Raw genomic sequence first — 23,752 nt, forward strand, 5'->3', positions numbered from 1 at the left:
AATGATACCATATGGCGTATATGCGTGATAGTGGTGTATAGTATCGAATTCTGTGGAATGCAACCGACGTTATAAAAATCTAGAATAATCATGACCGCCTTACATGAAACCGCTTATCCGCGGTTAAAGTCTCAGCCGACACCTGAGGATCTGGTTACCGTCTATACGCCGAACCAGGAAGAGCTTGAGCTGGTTCGATCCCAGACTCGCCAGCCTACCGCTCGCTTGGGATTCATGGTGTTACTAAAGACCTTTCAGCGTCTGGGCTATTTTGTTCCCATTGCTGAAGTGCCGGAGGCAATACTGAACCATCTGATGACGTGCCTGGAACTCAAAAGTCAGGCCGCTCCTCTGGAAAATTACGATACTTCCGGCACTCGTCAGCGGCATCTCAAGTCGATCCGAGACTTCCTGGGTATTACCCCGGTTAGCGACACCACTCTTGAGTTTCTCAAGTCTGCTTTGCGTGAGGCGGCCACCACCAAAGACGAGATCCCGGATATCATCAACGTGGGCCTGGAGTCGATGGCAAAGGCCCGGTACGAACTGCCAGCATTTGGTACCTTCGTGCGTGAGGCAAAAGCAGCGAGAGCACAGGTCAATCGTGAGTTGTTCGAGGCTGTATACCATGACCTGTCTGAAAGCGCCAAAACCCGTATTCAAGAGGTTCTGACGCCCACTACGAAAACGAGCCAATCCAAGAGCCTTTGGGACCTCATCAAGCAGGAGCCACGAAAGCCGACGGTCAGCAACGTGAAAGAGTTTGTAGACCACCTCCGCTGGTTGAGAACCTTTGACGATTGTCTGCCGAAAGACCTGATGCTACCCGCGCCCAAGCTCAAGCGCTTTGTCATTGAAGCTAGAGCCCTCAACGTCGCCAACATGAATGAGTTGGCCGAGCATAAGCGCTATGCCTTGGCGGCACTTTTCATTCGCGCCCAGACAGGAAAAGCCTCTGATGACATTGCCGACATTTTTATCCGTATCGTCCAGAATCTGATCAATCACGCCAATGAAGCCCTTAAACAGCATCAGCTCTCACAAACTCAGCAGGTTGACGCTCTAATCGCGGCATTACGGGATGTTATCCAGGCGTATCAGATTCCCGGTACCGAGATAGAGCGCCTCGACGCGATTGCCCAGGCATTTCAGGGAGAACCCGACGAACTTAAAAAGCGCTGTGACGAGCAGTTGGCCTATGCCAACAATAATTATCTGCCCTTTATGCTGTCACTCTACCGGAGCAAGCGGGCTCTGTTGTTCGATTGCGTTGCCCACATGGATTTACAATCGACGACTCAGGATCAATCGACGCTCGATGCTCTGGCCTTAATCATGGGGCATCGTCGTAGTCGTAAGCCGACTCTGGATGCCGTGAATGCCAAGGGCGAGCCGCTTGATCTGTCGTGGATACCCGATAAATGGTTAAAACTGGTCACTGGAAAAACGACCCGCAACAGAAACAACACGGAAGTGCATCGAAAATATTTCGAACTCTGCTTGTTAACAACGCTGGCCCAGGAGTTGAAGTCTGGCGACGTGGTGATCATGGGCAGTGATAAATATGGCGATTTTAGAGACCAGTTGGTGAGCTGGGAGGAGTATCACGAACAGATCGCCGAGTACGGTGAACTGGCCGGCATCATTACCGACCCCAAAGCGCTTATTGCCGAACTTAAACGTTGGTTGAGAAAGTCATCGAATGAAACCGATAAAAAATTTCCGGGCAATGATCAGGTCAGAATTGAAAAAGGTGAGTTGGTCATTCAGCGCGTTAAACGCAAACCCATTCCCGCCGCACTGGAAAGAATCAATCGTGCATTGGATGACCGGCTGTCGGAAACCAGCATCCTCGACGTATTAATTGATATGGAAAAATGGCTGGGATTAAGCAAGGGTTTCAAGCCATTATCGGGGCATGAAACCAAACTCACCGATCATCAGCGTCGCTTTATCGTTACCTTATTTTGTTTCGGCTGCAACCTGGGGCCCACACAAACCTCCCGTTCCATTGAGGGCATTAACCGTCGCCAGATTGCGTGGTTGAACCTGCGTCATTCGACAGAGGAGAAGATCGATGAGGCCATTACCAAGGTCATCAATGCCTACAATCGATTCTCCCTACCGAAGATTTGGGGTACCGGCAAGACGGCGTCAGCCGACGGCACCAAATGGGATCTTTACGAGCAAAATCTTTTGAGTGAACACCATTTGCGGTATTTGGGTACCGGTGGCCTCGGCTACTATCATTTGTCTGATACCTATATTGCGTTATTCAGCCACTTCATTCCCTGTGGTGTTTATGAGGCCGTGTATATCCTCGATGGATTATTGAAAAATCAGTCAGACATTCAGCCCGATACCATACATGGAGATACCCAATCCCAGAGTGAAGCGGTGTTCGGGCTCGCTTACCTGCTGGGCATCAAGCGTAAGCGCCAGAGAATCAGCACCTTTTTTCCAGCCACTGACCGCCGCACACTGATTCCATCGTCACCTACGCGAGGAATCCACCATGAACTCAGCCGAGCGCACTTGCCACTGGCAACAGCACATTGAACACTGGCGTGATACCGGGCTATCCGGCGCTGTTTTCTGCAAACAGCAATCACTGTCCTATCACCAGTTTGTTTATTGGCGCCGCAAGCTCGAAGGTACAGATGATGCGACCGATACCGAGCGTTCACCAACATCTGGCTTTGCTCGCGTCACCCAGGTGGCCGCTTCACCGGTGTCGAGTGATCTGACCCTGAGGCTTCCGGGTGGCATGGCCATTACAGGGCTGCATGCCGGTAATGTCGATCTGCTCGGTGCGATCCTGAGGCAGCTCTGATGAAGCCACGGTATCTTCGTCCCTCTCGGTCAATGCCGGAGATATATCTGTACCGTGAGCCCATTGATTTTCGCAAGCAGGCCAATGGTCTGGCGGTGCTGGTTGAGCAGGAGCTGGGACATAGCCCCTTTACCGGTGCATTGTATGCCTTCACCAACCGGCAGCGTAACAAGATCAAGTGCCTGATGTGGGAAGACAACGGTTTTATCCTCTATTACAAGGCGCTGGCCGAAGAGAAATTCAAGTGGCCCAGCCCGGCTGATGAGCTCATGCCGTTGACCGGCGAACAGATCAACTGGTTGCTCGATGGTTATGACATCAGCCTGCTGCAAGGCCATAAAACCGTGCATTATGAGGCTGTTGGATAGCGGGTTTTGGGTGCTTCAACTGGCTGTTTTTGATATAATTTTGCCCATGAAAACACAGCCCAAAACCACCTCAAAGACGCCTGATATCAGCAGTTTATCGACCGCTGACTTGCTGTCGATGGTGGCCGGGCTGCAGCAGCAACTGGCCTCGAAAGAGGATGAGCTTGAGCAGCGGGATCAGGTCGTCAAAGAGCGTGACCGGCAACTCCAGCAGCGCGAGCAGTACATCCTGTTGCTGGAAGAGATGCTGCGCTTGCAGCGCATCCAGCGGTTCTCGGCCAGCAGTGAGAAAACGGCCCACCAGATCCACCTCTTCGATGAGTCAGAACTGGAAGCCGAGATCGATCAGCTGCGGGATCAGCTCCCGGATGATATTGACGTCGCTGAAGATGAGACGCCCGCTGCCACGCCTGCACCCAAACGCCGTCAGCGCGGCTTCTCCGATAGCTTGCTGCGTGAGCGCATCGAGCTGCTGCTGAGTGATGAAGAGAAGGCCGGGGCCGTCAAAACCTTCTTCACCAAGGTGAAGGAAGAGTTGGACTATATCCCGGCTCAGCTCAAAGTACTGGAATACTGGCAGGAAAAAGCCGTGTTCGAGACGAACGGCGACGAGCGGATCGTAGCCGCGGCTCGCCCGACACACCCGCTGGGCAAATGCATCGCCACCCCGGCCCTGCTGGCCTACCTGATCACCTCCAAATATGCCGATGGTCTGCCGCTGTACCGGCAAGAGCAGATGTTCAAGCGTCTGGGCCATGAGCTGAGCCGCACCAGCATGGCCCACTGGATCATCCGTCTGGATGAGGTGTTCAAACCGCTGATCAACCTGATGCGGGAGTCGCAGAACAGTGCGGCCTACCTGCAGGCTGACGAAACCCGGATCCAGGTACTCAAAGAGGATGGCAAGGCTGCCCAATCCGATAAATGGATGTGGGTGACCCGAGGCGGACCACCCGGCCAACCTTCCGTCCTGTTCGCCTATGATCCCTCTCGAAGTGGAGCGGTGCCCGTGCGCCTGCTCGATGACTTCAAGGGTGTGCTGCAGGCGGATGGTTACGCCGGTTATGCGCAGATCTGTTCAGCCAATGAGCTGACCCGCATTGGCTGCTGGGATCACGCCCGCCGCAAGTTCATCGAAGCGACCAAAGCGGCCAAGCCGGCGGGTAAAGGCAAACAGGCCAAGCTGTCCAAAGCGGATGTGGCACTCAGTCACATCAACAAACTGTATGCCATCGAACGTCAGATCAAGGACCTGAGCGTGGCCGAACGCTACCGGATCCGTCAGGCGTCGAGCCTGCCTCGACTGGAAGCGTTCAAGGCCTGGCTGGACGCCAACGTGGATCGCGTGATGAAAGGCGGGCTAACTCGCAAAGCTATGGAATACACCCTGAACCAGTGGCCCACCCTGATCGGCTACTGTGAGCGGGGTGACCTGCACATCAGCAACGTACTGGCCGAGAATGCCATCCGCCCGTTCGCCGTGGGGCGCAAAGCTTGGTTGTTCGCGGATACTCCGCAGGGCGCTCACGCCAGTGCCACCTGTTACTCCCTGATCGAAACGGCCAAAGCCAACGACCTGGAACCCTCGGCCTATATCCGGCATGTACTGGAGCGCATCGCCGATGCCGACACGCTGGAAAAGCTGGAGCGACTGCTGCCCTGGAATGTTGAACTGGAGCGGACTTCAAAAAAAGTGGCGCAGTACAGTTAAGGGCAAGTGGGTCGTTTTAACGGCGGATACGAACTTTGCATCTGACGAGTTCGGTATCGAGGAAGCCTACGAACTGAAAACCGTAAGCGAAGACCGCTTCGATGGCATGTCTACCGACGGTGATGACACTATCCGTATGGACATCGAGCTGGAGAATGTTTATCTGGTTGCGTCCTACGAGATGGATGCCGAAGGTGAAGACAGCGAAAACGGTGAGTATTTCGATCTTTTCGCATCCACCAACCTTGGTGATCTGACACTGGCAGCGGCCTATCAGAACGCAAAGGAAGCGATCGGTGCCGATTCTTATGACACCTGGGGTGTCAGTGCCTCTTATGACGCCGGCTTTGCTACTTTCGCAGCTGACTACAGCAGCACTGATGACATCGCGGACCTGTACAACATTGCCGTGTCGTTCCCGGTCGCCAGCACTACCAGCATGGCTATCGGTATGGTTAACGAAGACTTTGATGCCGGAGACGACATCACTGAATGGTACGCCAACGTAACCTACAAGTTCCCGACTCAGAAAAACGTTAGCCTGTTTGCGGAAATCGCTGACTCTGACGAAGATGGCGCCGACATGGGCTACCTGGCAGGTATGCGCGTCAAATTCTAATGGACTAGCGTAGCCGTTCACGCCTTACCCCCTTCGGGCCTGAACGGTCACGGCTCACTGCCGGCTCTCTTGAGCCGGCTTTTTCGTTGGTTGACCTGGTTCCGGGGTTACTGCAGCAGAAACTCAACGGGCTGCAGAAGTTCAGGTGCGGTTTCTCCCAACGCTTCTGCGATACTGATTTCATGAATGCGGCATATTGCATCCAATGGCAGGTCATTACTTTCACGCCCGAAAGGAAATTCCAGTTGCTCGGATAGTCGGTCCAGCCCAAAAAACGTGTAGGCCACGATGGCGCAAAACACCGGGGTAAACCAGCCAGCGGCACCGACCAACCCAAACGGAAGAAGGTAACAGTAAATATAGGCTGTCCGATGTGCCAACAGTGTGTAGGCAAAAGGCAAGGGTGTATGCGCAATCCGCTCAGATGCAGCCTGAATCCCTGCCAGCTCATGCAGGTGACGATCCAGGGCCGCCGCCGCGATGGTATCGATCTGTCCCGACTGCAGCGACTGAGCAACCTGTAACCCCGCCTGCTGAAGCATGAACTCCGCCGGATTGCGTTTCGAAAGCGCCATATTGATCACTTCAGCCGGCAGGTCCGATGGCAGATCATCACGTACATCTTCGCCACGCAGTTGACCCCGCAACAGGTGACTGTGCGCCAGTACACATGACAGCAGGTGTCGACGCTCCCCGTCTGCCAAATAGATACCACTGGCACGCGCCAGGCTGCGCACTTCATACACCATGTGCCCCCACTGCTTTCTGGCCTCCCACCAACGGTCATAGGTTGCGGTATTGCGCACGCTCAGCAATATCGACAGGGCAATACCGATTAGCGTAAACGGCAACAGGCTGTACTCGACAACCCCATCAAGATAATGCCGCCTCATGCCCCAGGTAACGGCAAGAGCGAACAGCCCGACCAGAATGATATGAGGCAACACATGAGGTACAACCGAGCCTTTCCAGGCCAGCATCAGGCCGATGGCGCCCGGGCGCTTGCGAACGATCATTTCAGATTAACTCCCGACAGCGAGTTGTATTTTGACTCGCCTGAATAAAATGCATCTGGCATAAATTGTATGTGGGCGATAGTGTTGACCAGAACCCGTGTCGTGAACAGTTTTAATTATTGCCGAATAACAACAATACAGAGGCCCAACATGAAACTGCTTGAAAACTCTGCCACCCCGAGCGCTCTGCGTGTTGCCATTTTTCTCAAAGAATTGGGAGTCGAAGTGGAACGCCAACAGGTTGATACCAAAGGCGCCGAAAACCGTACCAAGACGTTTTTACAGAAAGCGCCCAATGGGCTGATTCCGGTGCTGGAGCTCGATGATGGCACCTGTATCTGCGAAAGCCTTGCAATCTGTCGCTACTTTGACGCCATTACACCCAACGACAAGGCTCTGTTTGGCGATACGCCACTGGAGCAGGCCCGCGTTGAAATGTGGCAGCGGATAGTAGAATTACAGGGTTTAGTGCCCGCTTTTCAAGCATTTCGCAACCTGACAGGGTTCTTCAGTGACCGGGAAACCTGTGTCAAAAGCTGGGGAGAGGAATCACAAAAAAGGGTAAACGCATTTCTGCCTGTTGTGGATCAGCAGTTGAGTACCCACTCATGGGTTGCAGGAGAGCATTTCAGTATCGCCGATATCACGCTCTGGGTCCTGTGCCGCTTCCTGCCTCGGTTGGAACTACAGGTCGATGATAGTTTGCCAAACCTGCAAAAGTGGCTTAGCCAGATGGCCAAGCGTCCCTCAGTTGCCGGTCAGCAGGACCGTTGATGTAGCTTTACTCTGACCCTGCCACTGCTACAATTGCTGACCTGAACTCTTAGGAACCGCCCTCAACCTGCAGGATGTGTGCATGAAGTTTCGTTTCCCCGTCGTCATCATCGACGAAGATTTCCGCTCCGAAAACATCTCAGGTTCCGGTATCCGGGATCTGGCTGAAGCGATCAGTCGCGAAGGCATGGAAGTGGTCGGATTTACCAGCTACGGTGACCTGACATCATTCGCACAGCAGGCCAGTCGGGCCTCCTGCTTTATCCTGTCCATCGATGACGAAGAGTTCGGTTCCGGCTCCGATGAAGATGTGGATAAGGCGTTGAAATCAATTCGTGACTTCATCGGTGAGGTGCGCAAGCGCAACGCTGATATTCCGGTGTTCCTCTACGGTGAAACCCGCACCTCACGCCATATCTCCAACGATATCCTGCGCGAGCTGCATGGTTTCATCCATATGTTCGAGGACACACCCGAGTTCGTGGCCCGCCACATCATTCGCGAAGCGACCAAGTATCTGGAAAGCCTGGCCCCGCCTTTCTTCAAGGCGCTGATGGACTACGCCAGTGACAGCTCCTACTCCTGGCACTGCCCCGGCCATTCAGGCGGTGTTGCCTTTCTGAAAAGCCCTGTAGGCCAGATGTTTCACCAGTTCTTCGGTGAAAACATGCTGCGCGCCGACGTGTGCAACGCCGTAGAAGAGCTGGGCCAACTGCTGGACCACACCGGCCCGGTATCAGCCAGTGAGTCCAATGCCGCACGCATCTTCAATGCCGATCATCTGTTCTTTGTCACCAACGGCACGTCCACTTCCAATAAGGTCGTGTGGCACTCTACCGTAGCGCCGGGTGACATCGTCGTAGTCGACCGGAATTGCCACAAGTCGATTCTGCACTCGATCATCATGACCGGTGCGATCCCAGTGTTCTTGATGCCGACCCGCAACAACTACGGCATCATTGGTCCGATTCCCAAAAGTGAATTCGACCCTGAAACCATCCGCAAGAAGATCGAGGCCAACCCCTTTGCCCGCGAGGCGAAGAACAAAAAGCCACGTATCTTGACCATTACCCAGAGCACCTACGACGGCATCGTTTACAACGTGGAAACGATCAAGGAGATGCTGGGCAATACCATCGACACCCTGCACTTCGATGAGGCCTGGCTGCCGCACGCATCGTTCCATGAGTTCTACCACAACATGCATGCCATCGGGCCGGATCGTCCACGCTCGGATGAAACTCTGGTATTTGCGACCCAATCCACTCACAAGCTGCTGGCAGGGCTGTCGCAGGCTTCCCAGATTCTGGTACAGGACGGCACCAGCCGAAAGCTGGATACTCACCGTTTCAACGAATCCTACCTGATGCATTCTTCTACCAGCCCGCAGTACGCGATCATTGCGTCCTGTGACGTGGCAGCCGCCATGATGGAGCCGCCGGGCGGCAAAGCGTTGGTCGAAGAGTCACTGCTGGAAGCGATCGATTTCCGCCGCGCCATGCACAAGGTGGATGAGGAGTTTGGTGAAGACGACTGGTGGTTCAAGGTCTGGGGGCCGGATGTACAGGCTGAGGAAGGCCTGGGAGACCGTGACAATTGGATCATCCATGACAACGATGATTGGCACGGCTTTGGCAAGATCGACTCAGGCTTCAACATGCTGGACCCGATCAAGTCTACCATCATCACACCGGGGCTAAATCTTGAGGGTGAGTTCGACGAAGTCGGCATTCCAGCCGCCATCGTCAGCAAATATCTGGCCGAGCACGGCATTATCATTGAGAAAAGCGGCCTCTACTCCTTCTTCATCATGTTCACCATCGGCATCACCAAGGGCCGCTGGAACTCGATGGTCACCGAACTTCAGCAGTTCAAGGATGACTACGACCAGAACCTGCCCATGTGGCGTGTGATGCCCGAATTTGCCCAGCGTCACCCCACCTATGAGCGCGTCGGCCTGCGTGATCTCTGCACCGAGATTCATAACGTCTACAAGCAGTATGATGTGGCTCGCATCACCACCGAAATGTACCTGTCCAACATCGAACCGGCCATGACACCGGCCGATGCCTGGGCCAAAATGGCGCACCGTGAGGTAGAGCGGGTTTCCATCGACGCCCTCGAAGGCCGCGTCACTGCCATGCTGGTGACCCCCTACCCACCGGGCATCCCACTGCTGGTACCGGGCGAACGCTTCAACAAGACCATCGTGCGCTATCTGCAGTTTGCACGCGATTTCAACTCTCGCTTCCCTGGCTTCGAGACCGATGTTCATGGCCTCGTACGTGAGCAGGTAAACGGCAGAGATGCGTACTTCGTGGATGTGGTCAAAGACTGATCAACGTACAACAAACAGCACGTACAGAAGCGGCTTACAGAAGCCGCTTTTTTTATACATGAATTATTTGGCACACAGTTTGTAGGTAATCTATATTGAGTCGGAGGTTCGTGAGGGACCATACGGCAATAATAAGGATAACAGGTGCCATGAAAAAGAATTTGCCCATTACCGACCGCGAGGTTGAGTTCCCCAACAACACCAACATCCTCTCCACCACCGACCTTAAAGGTCAGGTGACCTACGTGAATCAGGACTTCATCACGATATGTGGCTTCCGCCAGGATGAGCTGTTAGGCAAAAACCACAACATCGTACGCCACCCTGACATGCCCCCGGCTGCTTTCCAGTCCTTGTGGGATACGGTGCAGACAGGTAACTCCTGGATGGGAATTGTGAAAAACCGCTGCAAAAACGGTGATCACTACTGGGTCAGCGCGTACGTCACGCCGATCACCGAGGATGGCAAGGTCATCGAATACCAGTCGGTGCGTACCCGTCCCGAGCCAGAACAGATTGCCAGAGCCAGTCAACTATATGCTCGCCTGTCGGCCGGAAAAGAGTTCAAGCCCAGCCTGGCCAGCCGCATACGGCTGCCTTGGCGACTGCTGGGGGCCGGTATACTGTCGACACTGGCGGCACTGGGTTTGCACCAATCAGGTGTTGCCGGCACCGATGGCACTGCAGCGATTGTGATTGCCGCCATGTTGGCAAGCCTGCTGTCTATGCTGATCATACAGCCTATCCACCAGGTGATTGAGCAGACACGCAAAAGCGTCTCTGATGATGCACTGGCACGGCGTATCTACACCGGCCGCGACGATGAAGCCGGCCAACTAAAGTTCGCTCTGTTCCGTCTGCGCTCAGAAGCCCGTGCAATTGCCGGACGTATTAATGATTGTGCCGAGCAGCTGGGTCAGAATGCCGAACGGCTGGCATCCGCCGTTGAGCGCAGCAGCCAGGGACTGAACCACCAGCAATCGGAAACGGAACAGATCGCTTCGGCCGTCACCCAGATGGTCGCCAGTATCGAGGAGGTCGCACGTCATGCACAGATGACAGCGGTCAGTGCAGAGGGCTCCAATACCTGCGCCAGTAACGGTCAGGCCGTCATGGCCGATGCACGCGAAGCGATCCTGTCTCTGACTGACGAAATCGAAAATGCCACTGGCGTTATTGACCAGTTGGCGACCAGCAGCGATAACATCCATGGCATTCTGGAAGTCATCACCGGCATCTCCGAAAAAACCAACCTGCTGGCACTGAACGCCGCCATCGAAGCCGCCCGCGCCGGTGAACATGGACGTGGTTTTGCCGTGGTAGCCGAAGAGATTCGCAATCTGGCACAACGCAGCCAGGAGTCGGTCGGTGAAATCCAAACGCTGCTGGAAAGTCTACAGCTCGGCTCTCGCAACGCGACCGATGCCATGCGTCAGAGTCAGAGCAAGGCCCGCCACACCGTTGAGAGGGCACTGCAGGCTGCAGACGCACTGCAGGAGATTACCGCAGCGGTAAATCAGATTACGGACATGAACACGCAGATTGCCTCTGCCGTGGAGCAGCAACTCAGTGTCAGCGGTGAGATCGAGCACAACGTGGGACTGATCCGTGATGTGGCACAAAACAACCTCAGCGATGGCCGGCAGACACAGCTGTCGGCCGAAGAGATGGCAGGACTGTCACGCAACCTGAAGCAACTATCCACCAATTTCTGGGTTGTGAAAGCCTGAGCGAGCAACCCTTTTCCAGAACGTAAACGCCCCGCAGTGCGGGGCGTTTCACCTCAGCCAAGTTTATCTATTACTTACGCTGCTGCACCTTGTCTTCCAGCGCCGTCAGCTTTTGTACGATTTCGGCAGAGATGGCCGCAACCTGATCGTAGCAGTTTTCAGCACGATCAAACTCTTTGGCCTGACGATACCGAATCGCTTCCTTCACCTGTGCATGCAGCTTCTCGTGCGGTGATTCAATGCTGGTGAATTCGCGCAGGCTGCCATATTTCTCTTTGCCTTCCGAGTAGTACCACTTACCGAAAGCACAATCCATATGCGATACGGCCTCTTTCTCTGTCAGGCTTGACTTGCCATCCAGAAAGCTGCGCAGCCGTGTTTTCCAGGACAGGTGGGCCGCCTTGGCAGCACCCAGGTCGATACCCTGTACATTGGTTTCAAACCGACTGACTTCCTTCAACAAACTTTCCACATAACCACTGATCTGGCTGGTCACTTCAACCGACTGCTTTGAATACGCGGAGGTTCTGCGCGCCTGATCCGCAATACCGGTAATATGGCGATCCATATCGTGTGCCACCTGGCTCTGCTCTTCGGCAGCGGTAGCGATCTGGGTGTTCATGTCGGTGATGACGCCCACCGCATCCACGATTCTCAAAATGACACTGCGCGCCTCTTCAGCCTGCGCCACACTCTCTTCGGCCATACGCTGACTGGTTTCAATTGAGTGTACCGCTGAGGTCGACTGTTTCTGCAACCGCTCAACGATACGTGCAATATTTTCAGTTGATTCCTGGGTACGCTGAGCCAGCGTACGAACCTCATCAGCCACTACGGCAAAACCACGCCCCTGCTCACCGGCGCGAGCAGCCTCAATGGCGGCGTTCAGTGCCAGCAGGTTGGTCTGCTCGGCGATACCGGTAATCACATCCAGAATCTGGCTGACCTCTTCTGAGTCTTTCGCCAGCTCACGAATGACCTCACCGGAGTGACGTACCTGATCCGCCACACCACCGATCTGATCGCTAACCTGTGCCACCAGCTGCTGGCCACCCTTGGCAGAGTCTTTGGCCGCCTCGGCCGAGGACGCGGCGCTGGATGCACTCTGAGCCACCTCCTGCACCGTGGACGCCATTTCGGTCACCGCTGCCGCTACCTGATCAATTTGCGACTGCTGATTGGTCACACCACGGTCGGTGTCCGACAACGCCGAGTTCACCTGCCCCACCCCTGTACTGATACGCCCTGCAGTCTGAGTTACCTGATGCAACAGTTCGCCGATTTCGAGGATGATTTCGTTGTAGGCAGTATAGTTTTGACCTACCTCGTTTCTCGGGTTATCGATTTCAATCGGAATCGAGAAATTGCCCTGCGCCAGTACCCGCAGATGGTCACGCAGGTTCTTGATCTGACGAAACATGACTGTCAGGCCAAAAGAACGGCCCATCACGATCAGCAGCAGCACCAGAGCGGTTACCCAAAGCGCGATTTGCTGCAGCAATTTCTGCTGTCCCAATGCTTTGGATTCCATCAACCCAACGGTGTTGTTCATTTCCTTGAGCAGTGTCAGTGACTGCTGCTCCAGCTTTGGCAACAAGGCAGTATCCGGTTGCTGCAGATACTGGTTCAGCGTTGCACGATAACTGTTCCAGAGTGTGCCCACCTGCTCCAGCCGAGAACGGATCTCTGCATCCTCCGCAGCCTTGATACCTCGCTCGGCAGAGCCATTCAGCAATGCCTGGTGTGCGCTTTCAAACGCATTCATGGTCTTTGTTACTCCGCTGCGATCCCCGACATCCTGAGACAGCAGCAGCACTTCCTTGGCCATTTTCTGGCTCAGCATGCGTTGGGCGCCCGCCACATTGATTGCGGATGCATCTGTATTGTCAGAAAGGTAAACGGCAGCGCCAATCACTGCAGTCAGCACAAAGATGATCACATAGGAAAACATGAACTGGGCATCGAGCGAGCGCATGCCAACCAGCTCGAGTAACCGCTCCAGCAGTTTGCCGGCGCGGTAGCGCATCGATTTTGTATCGGGAGAATATTTGAACATCTTTACCTTCCTCTGGGGCTGGCAGCATCGGTGAATCGTTGGGCTAACCCTGACGAACCGCGGACTTTAACGGTTTTTGTCTCCAGCAGTCATTAAATCGTGCCTGACAGTCAGTGTAAACGTATTCAGACAGGGTTATTGACCTGCTGCACAATGACTGTATTTGGTGACAGACAATTTACAGGTTTACAGCTTCCAAATAAGCAAATACCCTAAGTAAAAACCCACCAATAACAAGAATCTGGGTCACGGCATGAAAATCTATATAACACAACGTATTGCCATCGGTTTCGGCCTCTTGGTCGTCTTCATCATGCTGGTCGGTGCTGGCGGACTGTACGGTAGCCGAACAGTCAGTGCCGGCTTGAGTGCCGTCACGGAAGACGTGTTGCCACTGGTTGATGACAGCTACGCCCAGACACTTGCTTTGGGTAACTCAACCACGGATCTTTACGGTGCCCTGGCTCAGCGCCAGCCGGAGCGATTTGAAAGCTATCGAGAGATGTTCAACACCAGCTTCGACCGTTTCAGTAAGCAGCTGGATCAACTCCAGCTTCGGCTTGATAACCACACCGAACTGGCCCCCATTGTAAAGCGGATTCGCAATAATGCAGTAGAGCTTAAAGGCTTGTCGGAAAAACTGTTCGCACTGCACCAGGAACAGCGGCGACTGCAAGCGGCAGTCAGTGACATCTCAGTCAAGTTCATGACTCAGAATGATGCCCTTGCCAGCTGGGCACGCAACTACCTTTCCACAGCAACCAGCGATGAAGGCATATTGCGCATCCGCTCCGTCACCCGCGCAGCCAACAGCTACCGATTCATGCTGTTCAATTACCAGCGCAATCAGGATATCGAACGCTTGCGCAGTGATGCCAAAGATAATCGAGCCAGCCTGGTCCAGGCACATAAGTTTTTCGCTGAAGCTGAACCCCGCGCCAACCAGGTCGAGCCGCTGGTGCAAAATCTTGAAACCGCTTTTTACGGTGATGATGGCGTACTGTCGCTGTATAACCAGCTTACCGCCGCTGATATTGAACTGACCCAAACGCTGGAACAGTTGTCAGCCTTGATGGAAGCGTCCAGCAAAGAGTCTGCCAGCATGGTCGAGGCAGCGCGTACACTGGCAGCCGATACCCGTCAGAAAGGACAACAGGCGATTATTTTGAGCAATACGGTTATCCTGATAATCGCCTCCGCCGCAATCGTACTGGCGATCGTGATAGCGCTGTTGACCATTAACGCGCTGCGTAAACCCCTGGCCGAGATCCGCCAGCAATTGGGGCGGCTGCGTCAGGGTGATCTGCGTATCAGCTTTGATGATCAGCGCAAGGATGAGTTCGGTGAGCTGGGCGAAGCCCTCAACGATGTGGTCAAGGGCCTGCGCGAAATCGTCACCACTATTACCCGTGGTTCTGAGCATCTTGCATCCGTTGCCAGCCAGAACTCAGCCATCAGTGAGCAGACCACTCAGGCGATGGCTCATCAAAGTGATCAGTTGCATCAAACGGCATCCGCCGCTACCGAAATTTCCAGCAGTGTGGCCGAAGTGGCCAATCACAGTCATACCACACTGGATGCCGTCAATGAATGCGAGTCCCTTAGTGTCAGCTTGACAGATAATGTCCGTGAAACCCTACAAAGCATCGAACTGCAGGCCAGTGGTATCCAACAGGCAGTCAGCGTCAGTGATCAGCTTGCCAGCTACGGCTCGGAGATTGACAGTATTCTGTCTACCATTCGGGATATCGCCGAACAGACCAACCTGCTGGCACTGAACGCCGCCATCGAGGCTGCCAGGGCCGGTGAGCATGGTCGCGGCTTTGCGGTAGTCGCCGATGAAGTGCGCGAGCTGGCCAGTCGAACCCAGAATTCCACAGGGCGGATTCAGGAGATGGTGGAAAATATGCAGAAAAACATCACGCAGGTCGTGAGCGTGATGCAATCAAGCTACCACCAGACGCAAAGCTGTGTAGAACACGCCCATGCCTCTCAAACCTCTTTGGATTCTCTCAATGCCGCCATCGCCCATATTGGCAGCCTGAGTACACAGATTACAGAGGCAGCACGCCAGCAAACCGATGCAGTCGAAGAAGTCAGCCGTACGCTGAACGGGCTGAATACCACCGCCAGCGAAACAACCGAAGGCGCGCGTCAGGCGTCCGGCAGCAGTCGTGAGCTACTCAGTTACGCCCATGAACAGCAAGAGTTGCTGAAGCGCTTCTCGATCTGAAACCCTGGACTCATTCGGACAGAGTGGTCCGGATGAGTCCAGTGCAGGCGGGTTACTTCTGTTTCTTGACAAACTTGGTCAAAATCACGATTTGCTGACCTTCAACCCGCCCCTCGATGTGTTCGGGGTTATCCGGGACCAGTGAGATGTTGCGCACCGCGGTTCCACGTTTTGCCGTCAGGCTTGAGCCCTTCACGTTCAGATCCTTGATCAGGGTAACGGTATCACCCGCCTCAAGTACCACCCCATTGCTGTCCAGATGACGTACAACTTCGTCGTCTGACAAGTGATCACCTGTCGCCTGAGCCCAGCTCAGTGTTTCGTCATCCAGATACATCATGTCCAGCAGGTCCTGCGGCCAACCCTCACCACGCAGACGGTTGAGCATGCGCCAGGCCAGAACCTGTACCGCCGGCACCTGGCTCCACATGCTGTCGTTGAGGCAGCGCCAGTGGTTGGCATCCATCTGCTCCGGATTGTCGATCTGGTTGCGGCAGGTGTCGCACAGGAGGACAGACTGATCGACACTGTTATCCGAGGATGGAGGAAGCGCAAACACCGCCAGATCTTCGGTTGCGCCACAAAGTTCACACTTGGATTCGCTGCGAGCCTGCAGCGCCTGTTCGATTGACATGATCGACCCTCCTGTTAATGAAGCGGCGCATTATGCCAGAAACCGCGCAGTTTTTGTGGCCTTGAACGTAAAAGGCCTGTAGGCAGCCTTTTATTGATGTTCACAACAGATCGATTACTCTTCGAAGAAGAATTTCTCTTCACCAAACGCCGGCTTGAGATGGTTCAACCAGGTGGCGTTTTCATCGTAGGCGGCGAAAAACGGACGCTGCACCCAATCCGGATTGCGACCCTGAATGAAGCGCAGCACAAACACCTTCTCACCGTTGATTTCGGTCACGCCCTGAATCTCTACTTTGCCCGGTGTCGCTGACATGGACGGGCCGCGTGCGGTACGGGCGATACCACTGACCTGTTTCATGGCATCACGGTAGGTGTTCCAGGCCTGTGCCAACGGTACTTCGAAGTAGTGCTGAGCACCGGTGTCACGCTCGACAAACATGTAGTACGGCTGAATACCCATCTCTACCTGTGCCTGCCACATTCTTGCCCAATCATCAGCTTCGGTGTTGATGTGGTTGAGCAGTGGGCCCTGGCTGCGGATATGTGCACCGGTTTCACGGATGCGTGCCACCGCCTGACGGTGAATATCGGTTTCCATCTCGCGCCAGTGGTTGTAATGCGCCATGAAGGCCAGATGCTTTCCTGCGGCGATGATGTCACGGAACAGTGTCATCAAATCATCGCTGTCCTCATCCGTGACAAAGCGGTAAGGCCAGAAGGTCAGTGCCTTGGAGCCGATACGAATAGTGCGGATATGGTCAAATTCCGGTTCCAGCAGTGGCTCCAGATAGGCGCGCAGGTTTTTGGTTTTCATCACCATGGGGTCGCCACCGGTGATCAGTACATCGGTCACTTCAGGGTGTTCTCGCAGGTAGTCACACAGCTGACCGGACTCCTTGGCCGCAATCTTCAGCGACTGATCACCGACAAACTGCGCCCAGCGAAAACAGAAAGTGCAGTAGCTGTGACAGACCTGACCGGAGCTGGGAAAGAACAATACGGTCTGGCCATACTTATGCTGGATGCCGTTGACCGGCTCGCCGTTCACTCGTGGAATGTTCTGTTCCAGCTGACCCGCCGGATGCGGATTCAACGCCTGACGTACCTCATCGACCACGCGCTTGATCTCGGTCTTGTCACCTGCTTCCAGCGCCGCCTCCACCGCCGCATAATGCTCGGGCTTGAGCATGCCGCGCTGAGGGAAGGTTAGCTGAAACATGGGGTCGTTGATCGCATCATCCCAGTTGATAAGTTGATCGATCACATAGTTATTGACTCGAAACGGCAGAACGGATGCAACCACTTCCATCTCATGCCTGAGTTGGGATGGAAGTCGTTGCAACTGCGGAATCTGCGCCAGATGACGGGCCGTGTAGACTTTAAAAGCGGGGGCTATATCGGCCTCGGTGGCCTGGATTAGGTTGATAGGCGTTTGTGAATTCATGGGCTCCCTTGCAAGCTTGATAGGATTCAACAGTCAGCTTCAAAGCCTGAAGCAACTGTGTGTAAAACAGATGAATGGGAGCATCCAGAAGCAGTGGCCATGACACCAGCCACCAAGAGGACAAAGGTCCGTTGTAACGGGCATTTGCACAAGAAAGATTGCACACACGAAAAGCAGCAAAAAGGGCGTAAAAAAACGCCAAAAACCGCGATAAACCCGCTAATTATCCTCCAAATCCTGAATGCAGAAGATGGATTGTCCTACAGGGGACTGCAGGGGTCAAGAACGTGGCTCGGCCGGAGCCGCAAGCCAATTAATCTCAATCGCGGTCGCCGCTCCCACCACCACATGCTCCAGACTGGGTGGCAGCAACGCCCAGCCCGGCGATACCTGCACCCTGCCGCCCATGATTTCGGCTCGGGTTTGTGGAAACAGCGGCACCTTGGTGGGGTCGGCATAGCCATCCGGCCAGAGTGGTTCGGTCGTTTCGGCATTGTACTTGTCACTGGCGCCCAGCGTATGCAGGAATTCGTGCGTTGCAATCAGGTTGTTGCGCCCCTGGTAGTCAACCCCCGCATAGCCGTTCACCAGTCCTATCAGCCCACGCTGAAGCCCCAACGAATGGCGCATGCCAACCTCGTTATGCGGCAGGTGAAAGTTCATGAAGACGCGGGCATCGACCTCATCATCCGACAGAGTGTCATTGAATACGACCCAAAGCTGCATTTTGAGCGACCACCAGATCGCATCCAGAATGCTGGGGTGCTCAGGAACCTGAGGGGGGATGGATTCAACCTGTGGCGCCAGTTGCACCCGTACCGGTTGCTCCAGCGGCAAACGGTATCGAGAAGCTTCACGATTGAAAAACAGCTCGATATCCTGAAACTGCTCAACGCGCAGCTGATCAATCCAGGCCTGGGTCAAGGCTTCGCCATCCGCATTGACCGGATAGATGGCAAGGCGCACCGGTTGATGCCACCAGACTTCATTGCTGCGGCTGAACCAGACGTTGGCCAACAGCAGCAGGAGAATCAACAACAGAAACAGCTGGATACCATATAGCAGTGACGTTTTGCTCATCCGAATCTCAACTGAAAATTCCGATGATGACAGCATAGCGCAGCAGCTTGCCCAGTGTAATGGCGACAAGACTGGCAAACAGATTGACCCTAAGCCAGCCGGCCACGAAGCAAAGCGGGTCACCCACCACTGGCAGCCAAGCCAGCAGCAACACCAGCGCTCCATAGCGCTCAATCCAGTGTCTGGCACGCTGATGCTCGGGCTTGTCCAATGCACGCAGAGGAAAACGATGCGCTACCCAGTACCCCATGCCCCAGGTAATCAGGCTGCCCAGCACATTGCCAACGGTTGCCATAAGTAGCAGTAACCACAATGGATGCTCGCCGGAAGCAACCAGCCAGGCCAACAGGGCTTCAGAACCACCGGGCAGTAGAGTGGATGAGATCAGCGCACTGAGAAACAGTCCCAGCGGATTCAGCAGCAGATCGCTCACATACTCAGCCCTTGCCGAATACAGCGTAAAAGACCGTACTCATACTGCCCTGCCAGCGCCTCATGTACCGCCTTGAGTGAATCACCAAACTGTTGCTGACAAAAACGCATGGTTTTCTCGATTTCAGCACGCTCACCGGCCGGCAGCTCAACCACTTCGTCTACGCTGATCTTGCGCTCGCGGATCGCATGGGCAAGGTGTCCATAGATGACATTGATCGAAAGCTTCTGCTGCCGCGCCACCTGCTCAACAGTCATGCCTGAGCGATACAGCAGCAGTGACTCTTCCGCCTGTGCCTGTTGACTATTGGAGGGCTCATCCTGAAATTCGGCGATCAACTCCAGGAAGGGCTGACCATACAGGTCCAGCTTGCGTTCTCCCACTCCGCTCAGACGACGCATCTGCTCGCCGGTAAGCGGTCGATACAGCACCATCTCCATCAGGGTTGCATCATGAAAGATGACATAGGGCGGTACATCCTGCTCCTGAGCCAATTGGCGCCGCAGAGCGCGCAACGCTTCCCAGAGACGATGCTCGGCCGGATCAAGTTTCTGCTGCGTGGCCGAGGAACGGCTCCCACCCGTGCGCTTGCCGGCAGCACTGGACACTTTCAAATCGCGGCGCAGTTCCAGCGTTTCCTCACCTTTCAGTAACGGTCGGCAACGATCACTCAAATGCAGTACACCAAACCCTTGCGGGTCCACATTCAGGTAACCCCGCGCCACCAGCTGCCGAAATACCGAACGCCACTGCTGTTGATCCAGGTCCTTGCCGATGCCCCATACTGACAACTGCTCATGCCCGCGCTGGCGAGTTTTGTCACTGGATTGGCCACGCAGGATATCGATGACATAGTTGACCCCATATTGCTGACTGCTGCGGTACACAGCCGACAGGGCCTTACGTGCCGCTTCAGTACCATCCCAGACCGGTACCGGCTCCAGACAGGTATCGCAGTTGCCGCAAGGCTGGTGCGCATGTTCACCAAAGTAACTCAACAGAGCCTGACGCCGACAGGTAGTGATTTCACACAGCCCCAGCATCGCTTCCAGCTTCTGCCGTTCGACCTGCTTCTGGGCCGCTTCCGCCTGCGAACCTTCCAGCATCTGGCGCAGAAAAATCACATCCTGCAGCCCATACACCATCCAGGCATTCGCCGGCAGACCATCCCGGCCGGCGCGTCCGGTTTCCTGGTAGTAGGCTTCAATTGAACGTGGCAGATCCAGATGCGCCACAAACCGCACATTGGGCTTGTCGATTCCCATGCCAAAGGCGATGGTGGCCACCATGATGATCGACTCTTCAGTCAGAAAGCGGTGCTGGTGATGCTGGCGCAGTTTTGCGTCCAGCCCGGCGTGATAAGGCAACGCATTGAAACCACGTTCGCACAGCCAGGCAGCGGTTTCCTCTACCCGCTTGCGCGACAGGCAGTACACCACACCCACATCCTGCGGATGTTCATCGCGGATAAAACGCAGTAACTGCTCACGTGCCCGGTCCTTTTGGCCGATACGGTAACGAATGTTAGGGCGGTCAAAGCCGCAGACAAAGGCAGCGGCGTCGGTCAATGCCAGCCGGTCGATGATTTCCTGGCGAGTACGCGCATCAGCGGTTGCCGTCAGCGCAATGCGCGGCACCCCGGGAAACAGTTCACGCAATTCGTTCAGTTGCATGTACTCGGGACGGAAGTCATGCCCCCACTGAGATACGCAGTGGGCTTCATCGATGGCAAAAAGTGCCACACGACACTGACTCAGCAGCTGACGAGTGCGCGGCTGCTGCAAGCGCTCGGGGGCAACATAGAGCAGATCGAGTTGACCGCTACGCAAAGCCGCTTCAGTCTGCTGCAGCTCATCAAGGGTCATGGCGGAATTGAGACAGCCGGCACGTATGCCCAGTTGTGACAGGGCGCTGACCTGATCATGCATCAGGGCTATCAGGGGCGAAATCACGACCCCACAGCCTTCGCGTACCAGTGCCGGCAGTTGATAGCAGAGTGACTTGCCGCCCCCCGTGGGCATTACCACCAGTGCATCGCGGCCATTTATCAGGGTTTCAACCACAGCTTCCTGCGGGTGGCGAAAGGACTCGAAGCCGAATACATCGGCCAGTATTTGTCGGGCGCGCTCTATCATGGCCGGCATTATCCGCGATCACTGGCATGAAGTCATCCACAGCCATACCCCCGGGGCACGCTTCAGGGTAGAATCATCCGTTGACCTGAACTTGCGGATGCTGTGAACCATGAATGCGAACATGCCTGCCCTGATTACCGAAGAGGAATTGGACCGTCTGGAGGAATTTCTGTTCTCCGATGCCGTGTCCGACGAAGCCCTGGACCTGATCGGCGCCCACGGCTTTCTGTGTGCCCTGAACATCAGCCCCGAGCCGGTTGCCGAATCCGAGTGGCTTGAGCAGCTGTTCGACGGTGAACCCGAATGGGCCAATGCTGAAGAAAAAACCGAAATCCTGGCACTGCTGCGCAAGCTGTACCAGACCATCGGCAACGACCTGTACAACGATCAGGAGATTCTGCTGCCCTGTGAGCTGAGTCTTGAGCCTGAAGAAGATGAAGAGATGACCGAGCTGACCATCTGGGCACAGTCCTTTATGGAGGGCGTGTTCCTGAAGGAAGAGCAGTGGTTCGGTGCCGATGAAGAAACCGTAGCAGGCCTGCTGTTGCCGATTATGGTGGCCTCAGACCTGTTTGAAGACGAAGAGATCCGTGACATCAGCCAGGACCGAGCGCTACGTGAAGAGATGTGCGTGCAGATCCCTGAAGTCCTGATCGACCTCTACCTGCATTTCCACGCCCCGGAAAAATGATTTCGGTTCACTGATCCGCGGGCAGGCCGGGCGCAGCGCCCGGCCATATTTACCTGTGCTTCAGTAGGTCACACGCAGTGAACTGCCCTGCCCCAGCACTCTGATACGATCACCCGGACGGAAAAACTGTCCGTTATCCACTTCCTGTACGACAGAGACCACACGGCCTGAGTCCAGGCGGATGGTCAATTCCTGTCCCTGCCGGGTCGTGGCCGACTTTTCGATTCTTTGCCCCACCAGACCACCGGCAACAGCCCCGACCACCGTGGCCAAAGTCCGCCCACTGCCGCCACCGATCTGGTTGCCGGCAATACCGCCGACAACAGCACCGGTACCGGCACCCACAACGCCATCGTCACGTCCTTCGATCACCACCGGCGTCACTGACTCGATAGTGCCATATTGAACTGTTTGAGCCTGACGCACCTGATCACGACTGTAGCTTGTGCCATACAGCCCCTGCTGGGCGCACCCGCTCAAAAGACTGGCAGTGAGCACGGTCGTTAGAATAATGGCTTTATTCATGACACTCTCCGTTATCTGATCTTCAATACCAGTTGACTCAACAGTGCCCAGACAAGTTCTTTCGCCTTGCGATACCATGGGCGACGTGACCACTCTTCAGCTGTCACTTCGTGACATTGCTCCATGTCGACATTGATCAGCTGTTCCACCTGAGCCGTCAGCTCAGGGTTCTCTACCTCTATATTAGCCTCTAAATTCCAGCGCAGGTTCCAATGATCGAGATTACAGGACCCCAATGATACCCAGTCATCAACCAACCCCACCTTGGCATGCAGGAAGCGCGGTTGATATTCGTAAATTCGCACACCCGCATTGAGAAGACGCCGGTAGTAACGCTTTGAGGCATGATAGACCCAGAACTGATCTGTGTAAGGCCCCGCCACGATCATGCGCACATCCACCCCTCGTCGCGCCGCACGACGCAGTGCCGTGCGAATCGACAAAGAGGGCAGAAAGTAGGCGGTTTCAAGCCAGACACGGTGTCGAGCACCATTTACCTGATTGAGAAAGGCAACTTTAATATCCTGCTGATACAGCCCTTGCACAGTGGTCACACGCATACGCGCGCCACCCACTTCAGGCTGAGCAGACGGCGGAGACAACGCCTGGCCGCTGCAGCGCAACCAAAGACGGTTGAAAAGGCACGCCAGATCCTCGACCACTGGCCCCTGAACCTCGCACATGATCTCATGCCAGGGGCAGCCCGTACGTTGAGACAGCCAGTATTCATCGGCCAGACCGGCCCCACCGATGAATGCCTTATGCTCATCCACCAATAACAGCTTGCGGTGATCACGAGCAAAGTTGCGAGTCCATTTAGACAGTTGCAACGGATTGTACAGGACCAGTTGAACACCCCCTGCCCGGAGCCGCTCACGGTCAGCCCGGGCCAGATGTCGACCGCCAAAACCATCGATCAACAAGCGAACATCAACACCCCGCAACACCGCATCAGTGAGCGCCTGAATGAATCGATCCAGAATTTTGCCTGAGCTGACCATATAGAACTCCAGCCTCAGGCTGGAGTGGGCCTGTTCAATAGCCTCCAGCATCTGTGGGAAAAAGCACTCCCCATCCACCATCAGCGAGACCCGATTGCCACCACGCCACTCAAAGCGCTGCCGCATCGA

General features: G+C 55.0%; 18 protein-coding genes and 1 pseudogene. 10 read left to right on the top strand and 9 right to left on the bottom strand.

The window, feature by feature from the left end; all coding sequences use genetic code 11:
- Window positions 1-90 precede the first annotated feature (90 nt).
- From CFI10_RS13115 to CFI10_RS13135, 5 genes and pseudogenes are all read left to right on the top strand, one after another.
- A complete protein-coding gene (locus CFI10_RS13115; RefSeq protein ID WP_206835125.1) occupies window positions 91-2,559 on the top strand; it encodes a Tn3 family transposase in 2,469 nt (822 codons plus the stop codon).
- Complete coding sequence (gene tnpA, locus CFI10_RS13120; protein ID WP_206835049.1) at window positions 2,516-2,833, top strand: IS66 family insertion sequence element accessory protein TnpA; 318 nt, start codon at window positions 2,516-2,518, stop codon at window positions 2,831-2,833. The genes CFI10_RS13115 and tnpA overlap by 44 nt, the downstream gene beginning before the upstream one ends.
- A gap of 32 nt (window positions 2,834-2,865) precedes the next feature.
- Window positions 2,866-3,201, top strand: coding sequence for an IS66 family insertion sequence element accessory protein TnpB (gene tnpB, locus CFI10_RS13125; protein ID WP_206835047.1), 336 nt, complete (start codon window positions 2,866-2,868; stop codon window positions 3,199-3,201).
- Window positions 3,202-3,424: 223 nt separating this feature from the next.
- Window positions 3,425-4,912, top strand: a pseudogene (gene tnpC / locus CFI10_RS13130) (IS66 family transposase); the annotation flags it as partial.
- On the top strand, window positions 4,866-5,531 hold the full coding sequence (locus CFI10_RS13135) for a porin (RefSeq protein ID WP_242529988.1): 666 nt from the start codon (window positions 4,866-4,868) through the stop codon (window positions 5,529-5,531). The pseudogene tnpC and the gene CFI10_RS13135, both read left to right, overlap by 47 nt.
- A gap of 107 nt (window positions 5,532-5,638) precedes the next feature.
- Here CFI10_RS13135 and CFI10_RS13140 read toward each other — a convergent pair whose 3' ends face one another.
- A complete protein-coding gene (locus CFI10_RS13140; RefSeq protein WP_206835131.1) occupies window positions 5,639-6,547 on the bottom strand; it encodes a bestrophin family protein in 909 nt (302 codons plus the stop codon).
- Between the two features lie 150 nt (window positions 6,548-6,697).
- On the opposite strand from CFI10_RS13140, the gene CFI10_RS13145 reads away from it, so the two are divergent.
- The 3 genes from CFI10_RS13145 to CFI10_RS13155 all read left to right on the top strand — a co-directional run bounded on the left by CFI10_RS13145 (window position 6,698) and on the right by CFI10_RS13155 (window position 11,389).
- On the top strand, window positions 6,698-7,321 hold the full coding sequence (locus CFI10_RS13145; protein WP_206835133.1) for a glutathione S-transferase family protein: 624 nt from the start codon (window positions 6,698-6,700) through the stop codon (window positions 7,319-7,321).
- A gap of 82 nt (window positions 7,322-7,403) precedes the next feature.
- Entirely contained in the window at window positions 7,404-9,659 is a 2,256-nt protein-coding gene (locus tag CFI10_RS13150; protein ID WP_091825075.1) for an arginine/lysine/ornithine decarboxylase, read from the top strand.
- Between the two features lie 149 nt (window positions 9,660-9,808).
- Window positions 9,809-11,389 (top strand): methyl-accepting chemotaxis protein, encoded by a 1,581-nt coding sequence (locus tag CFI10_RS13155; protein WP_206835135.1) that lies wholly within the window; start codon window positions 9,809-9,811, stop codon window positions 11,387-11,389.
- Window positions 11,390-11,459: 70 nt separating this feature from the next.
- Here the strand turns inward: CFI10_RS13155 and CFI10_RS13160 are convergent, their stop codons facing one another.
- Window positions 11,460-13,445 carry a methyl-accepting chemotaxis protein gene (locus CFI10_RS13160; protein WP_206835138.1) on the bottom strand — a complete coding sequence of 662 codons (1,986 nt, stop codon included), beginning with the start codon at window positions 13,443-13,445 and terminating at the stop codon, window positions 11,460-11,462.
- A 253-nt stretch (window positions 13,446-13,698) separates the two neighbouring features.
- Between CFI10_RS13160 and CFI10_RS13165 the strand changes: the two genes are divergently transcribed.
- Window positions 13,699-15,678, top strand: a complete 1,980-nt coding sequence (locus CFI10_RS13165; protein WP_206835140.1) for a methyl-accepting chemotaxis protein — start codon at window positions 13,699-13,701, stop codon at window positions 15,676-15,678.
- A 52-nt stretch (window positions 15,679-15,730) separates the two neighbouring features.
- Here the strand turns inward: CFI10_RS13165 and CFI10_RS13170 are convergent, their stop codons facing one another.
- The 5 genes from CFI10_RS13170 to recQ all read right to left on the bottom strand — a co-directional run bounded on the left by CFI10_RS13170 (window position 15,731) and on the right by recQ (window position 21,406).
- Window positions 15,731-16,312 (bottom strand): PhnA domain-containing protein, encoded by a 582-nt coding sequence (locus tag CFI10_RS13170; protein ID WP_206835142.1) that lies wholly within the window; start codon window positions 16,310-16,312, stop codon window positions 15,731-15,733.
- 114 nt (window positions 16,313-16,426) lie between these two features.
- Window positions 16,427-17,758, bottom strand: coding sequence for a KamA family radical SAM protein (locus CFI10_RS13175; RefSeq protein WP_206835144.1), 1,332 nt, complete (start codon window positions 17,756-17,758; stop codon window positions 16,427-16,429).
- Between the two features lie 279 nt (window positions 17,759-18,037).
- Window positions 18,038-18,838 carry a hypothetical protein gene (locus CFI10_RS13180; protein WP_206835146.1) on the bottom strand — a complete coding sequence of 267 codons (801 nt, stop codon included), beginning with the start codon at window positions 18,836-18,838 and terminating at the stop codon, window positions 18,038-18,040.
- A gap of 7 nt (window positions 18,839-18,845) precedes the next feature.
- Complete coding sequence (locus CFI10_RS13185; RefSeq protein ID WP_206835149.1) at window positions 18,846-19,271, bottom strand: YqaA family protein; 426 nt, start codon at window positions 19,269-19,271, stop codon at window positions 18,846-18,848.
- Entirely contained in the window at window positions 19,268-21,406 is a 2,139-nt protein-coding gene (gene recQ / locus CFI10_RS13190; protein WP_206842143.1) for a DNA helicase RecQ, read from the bottom strand. The genes CFI10_RS13185 and recQ overlap by 4 nt, the downstream gene beginning before the upstream one ends.
- Before the next feature lie 109 nt (window positions 21,407-21,515).
- Here recQ and CFI10_RS13195 point away from each other — a divergent pair, with 109 nt between their 5' ends.
- Complete coding sequence (locus tag CFI10_RS13195) at window positions 21,516-22,097, top strand: YecA/YgfB family protein (protein ID WP_206835153.1); 582 nt, start codon at window positions 21,516-21,518, stop codon at window positions 22,095-22,097.
- A gap of 60 nt (window positions 22,098-22,157) precedes the next feature.
- Here the strand turns inward: CFI10_RS13195 and CFI10_RS13200 are convergent, their stop codons facing one another.
- Window positions 22,158-22,622 carry an outer membrane lipoprotein gene (locus CFI10_RS13200; RefSeq protein ID WP_091825056.1) on the bottom strand — a complete coding sequence of 155 codons (465 nt, stop codon included), beginning with the start codon at window positions 22,620-22,622 and terminating at the stop codon, window positions 22,158-22,160.
- An 11-nt stretch (window positions 22,623-22,633) separates the two neighbouring features.
- On the bottom strand, window positions 22,634-23,749 hold the full coding sequence (locus CFI10_RS13205) for a phospholipase D-like domain-containing protein (RefSeq protein WP_206835155.1): 1,116 nt from the start codon (window positions 23,747-23,749) through the stop codon (window positions 22,634-22,636).
- Window positions 23,750-23,752 lie beyond the last annotated feature (3 nt).

Origin of the sequence: Marinobacterium iners (assembly GCF_017310015.1) — a bacterium.
GTDB classification, from domain to species: Bacteria; Pseudomonadota; Gammaproteobacteria; order Pseudomonadales; family Balneatricaceae; genus Marinobacterium; species Marinobacterium iners.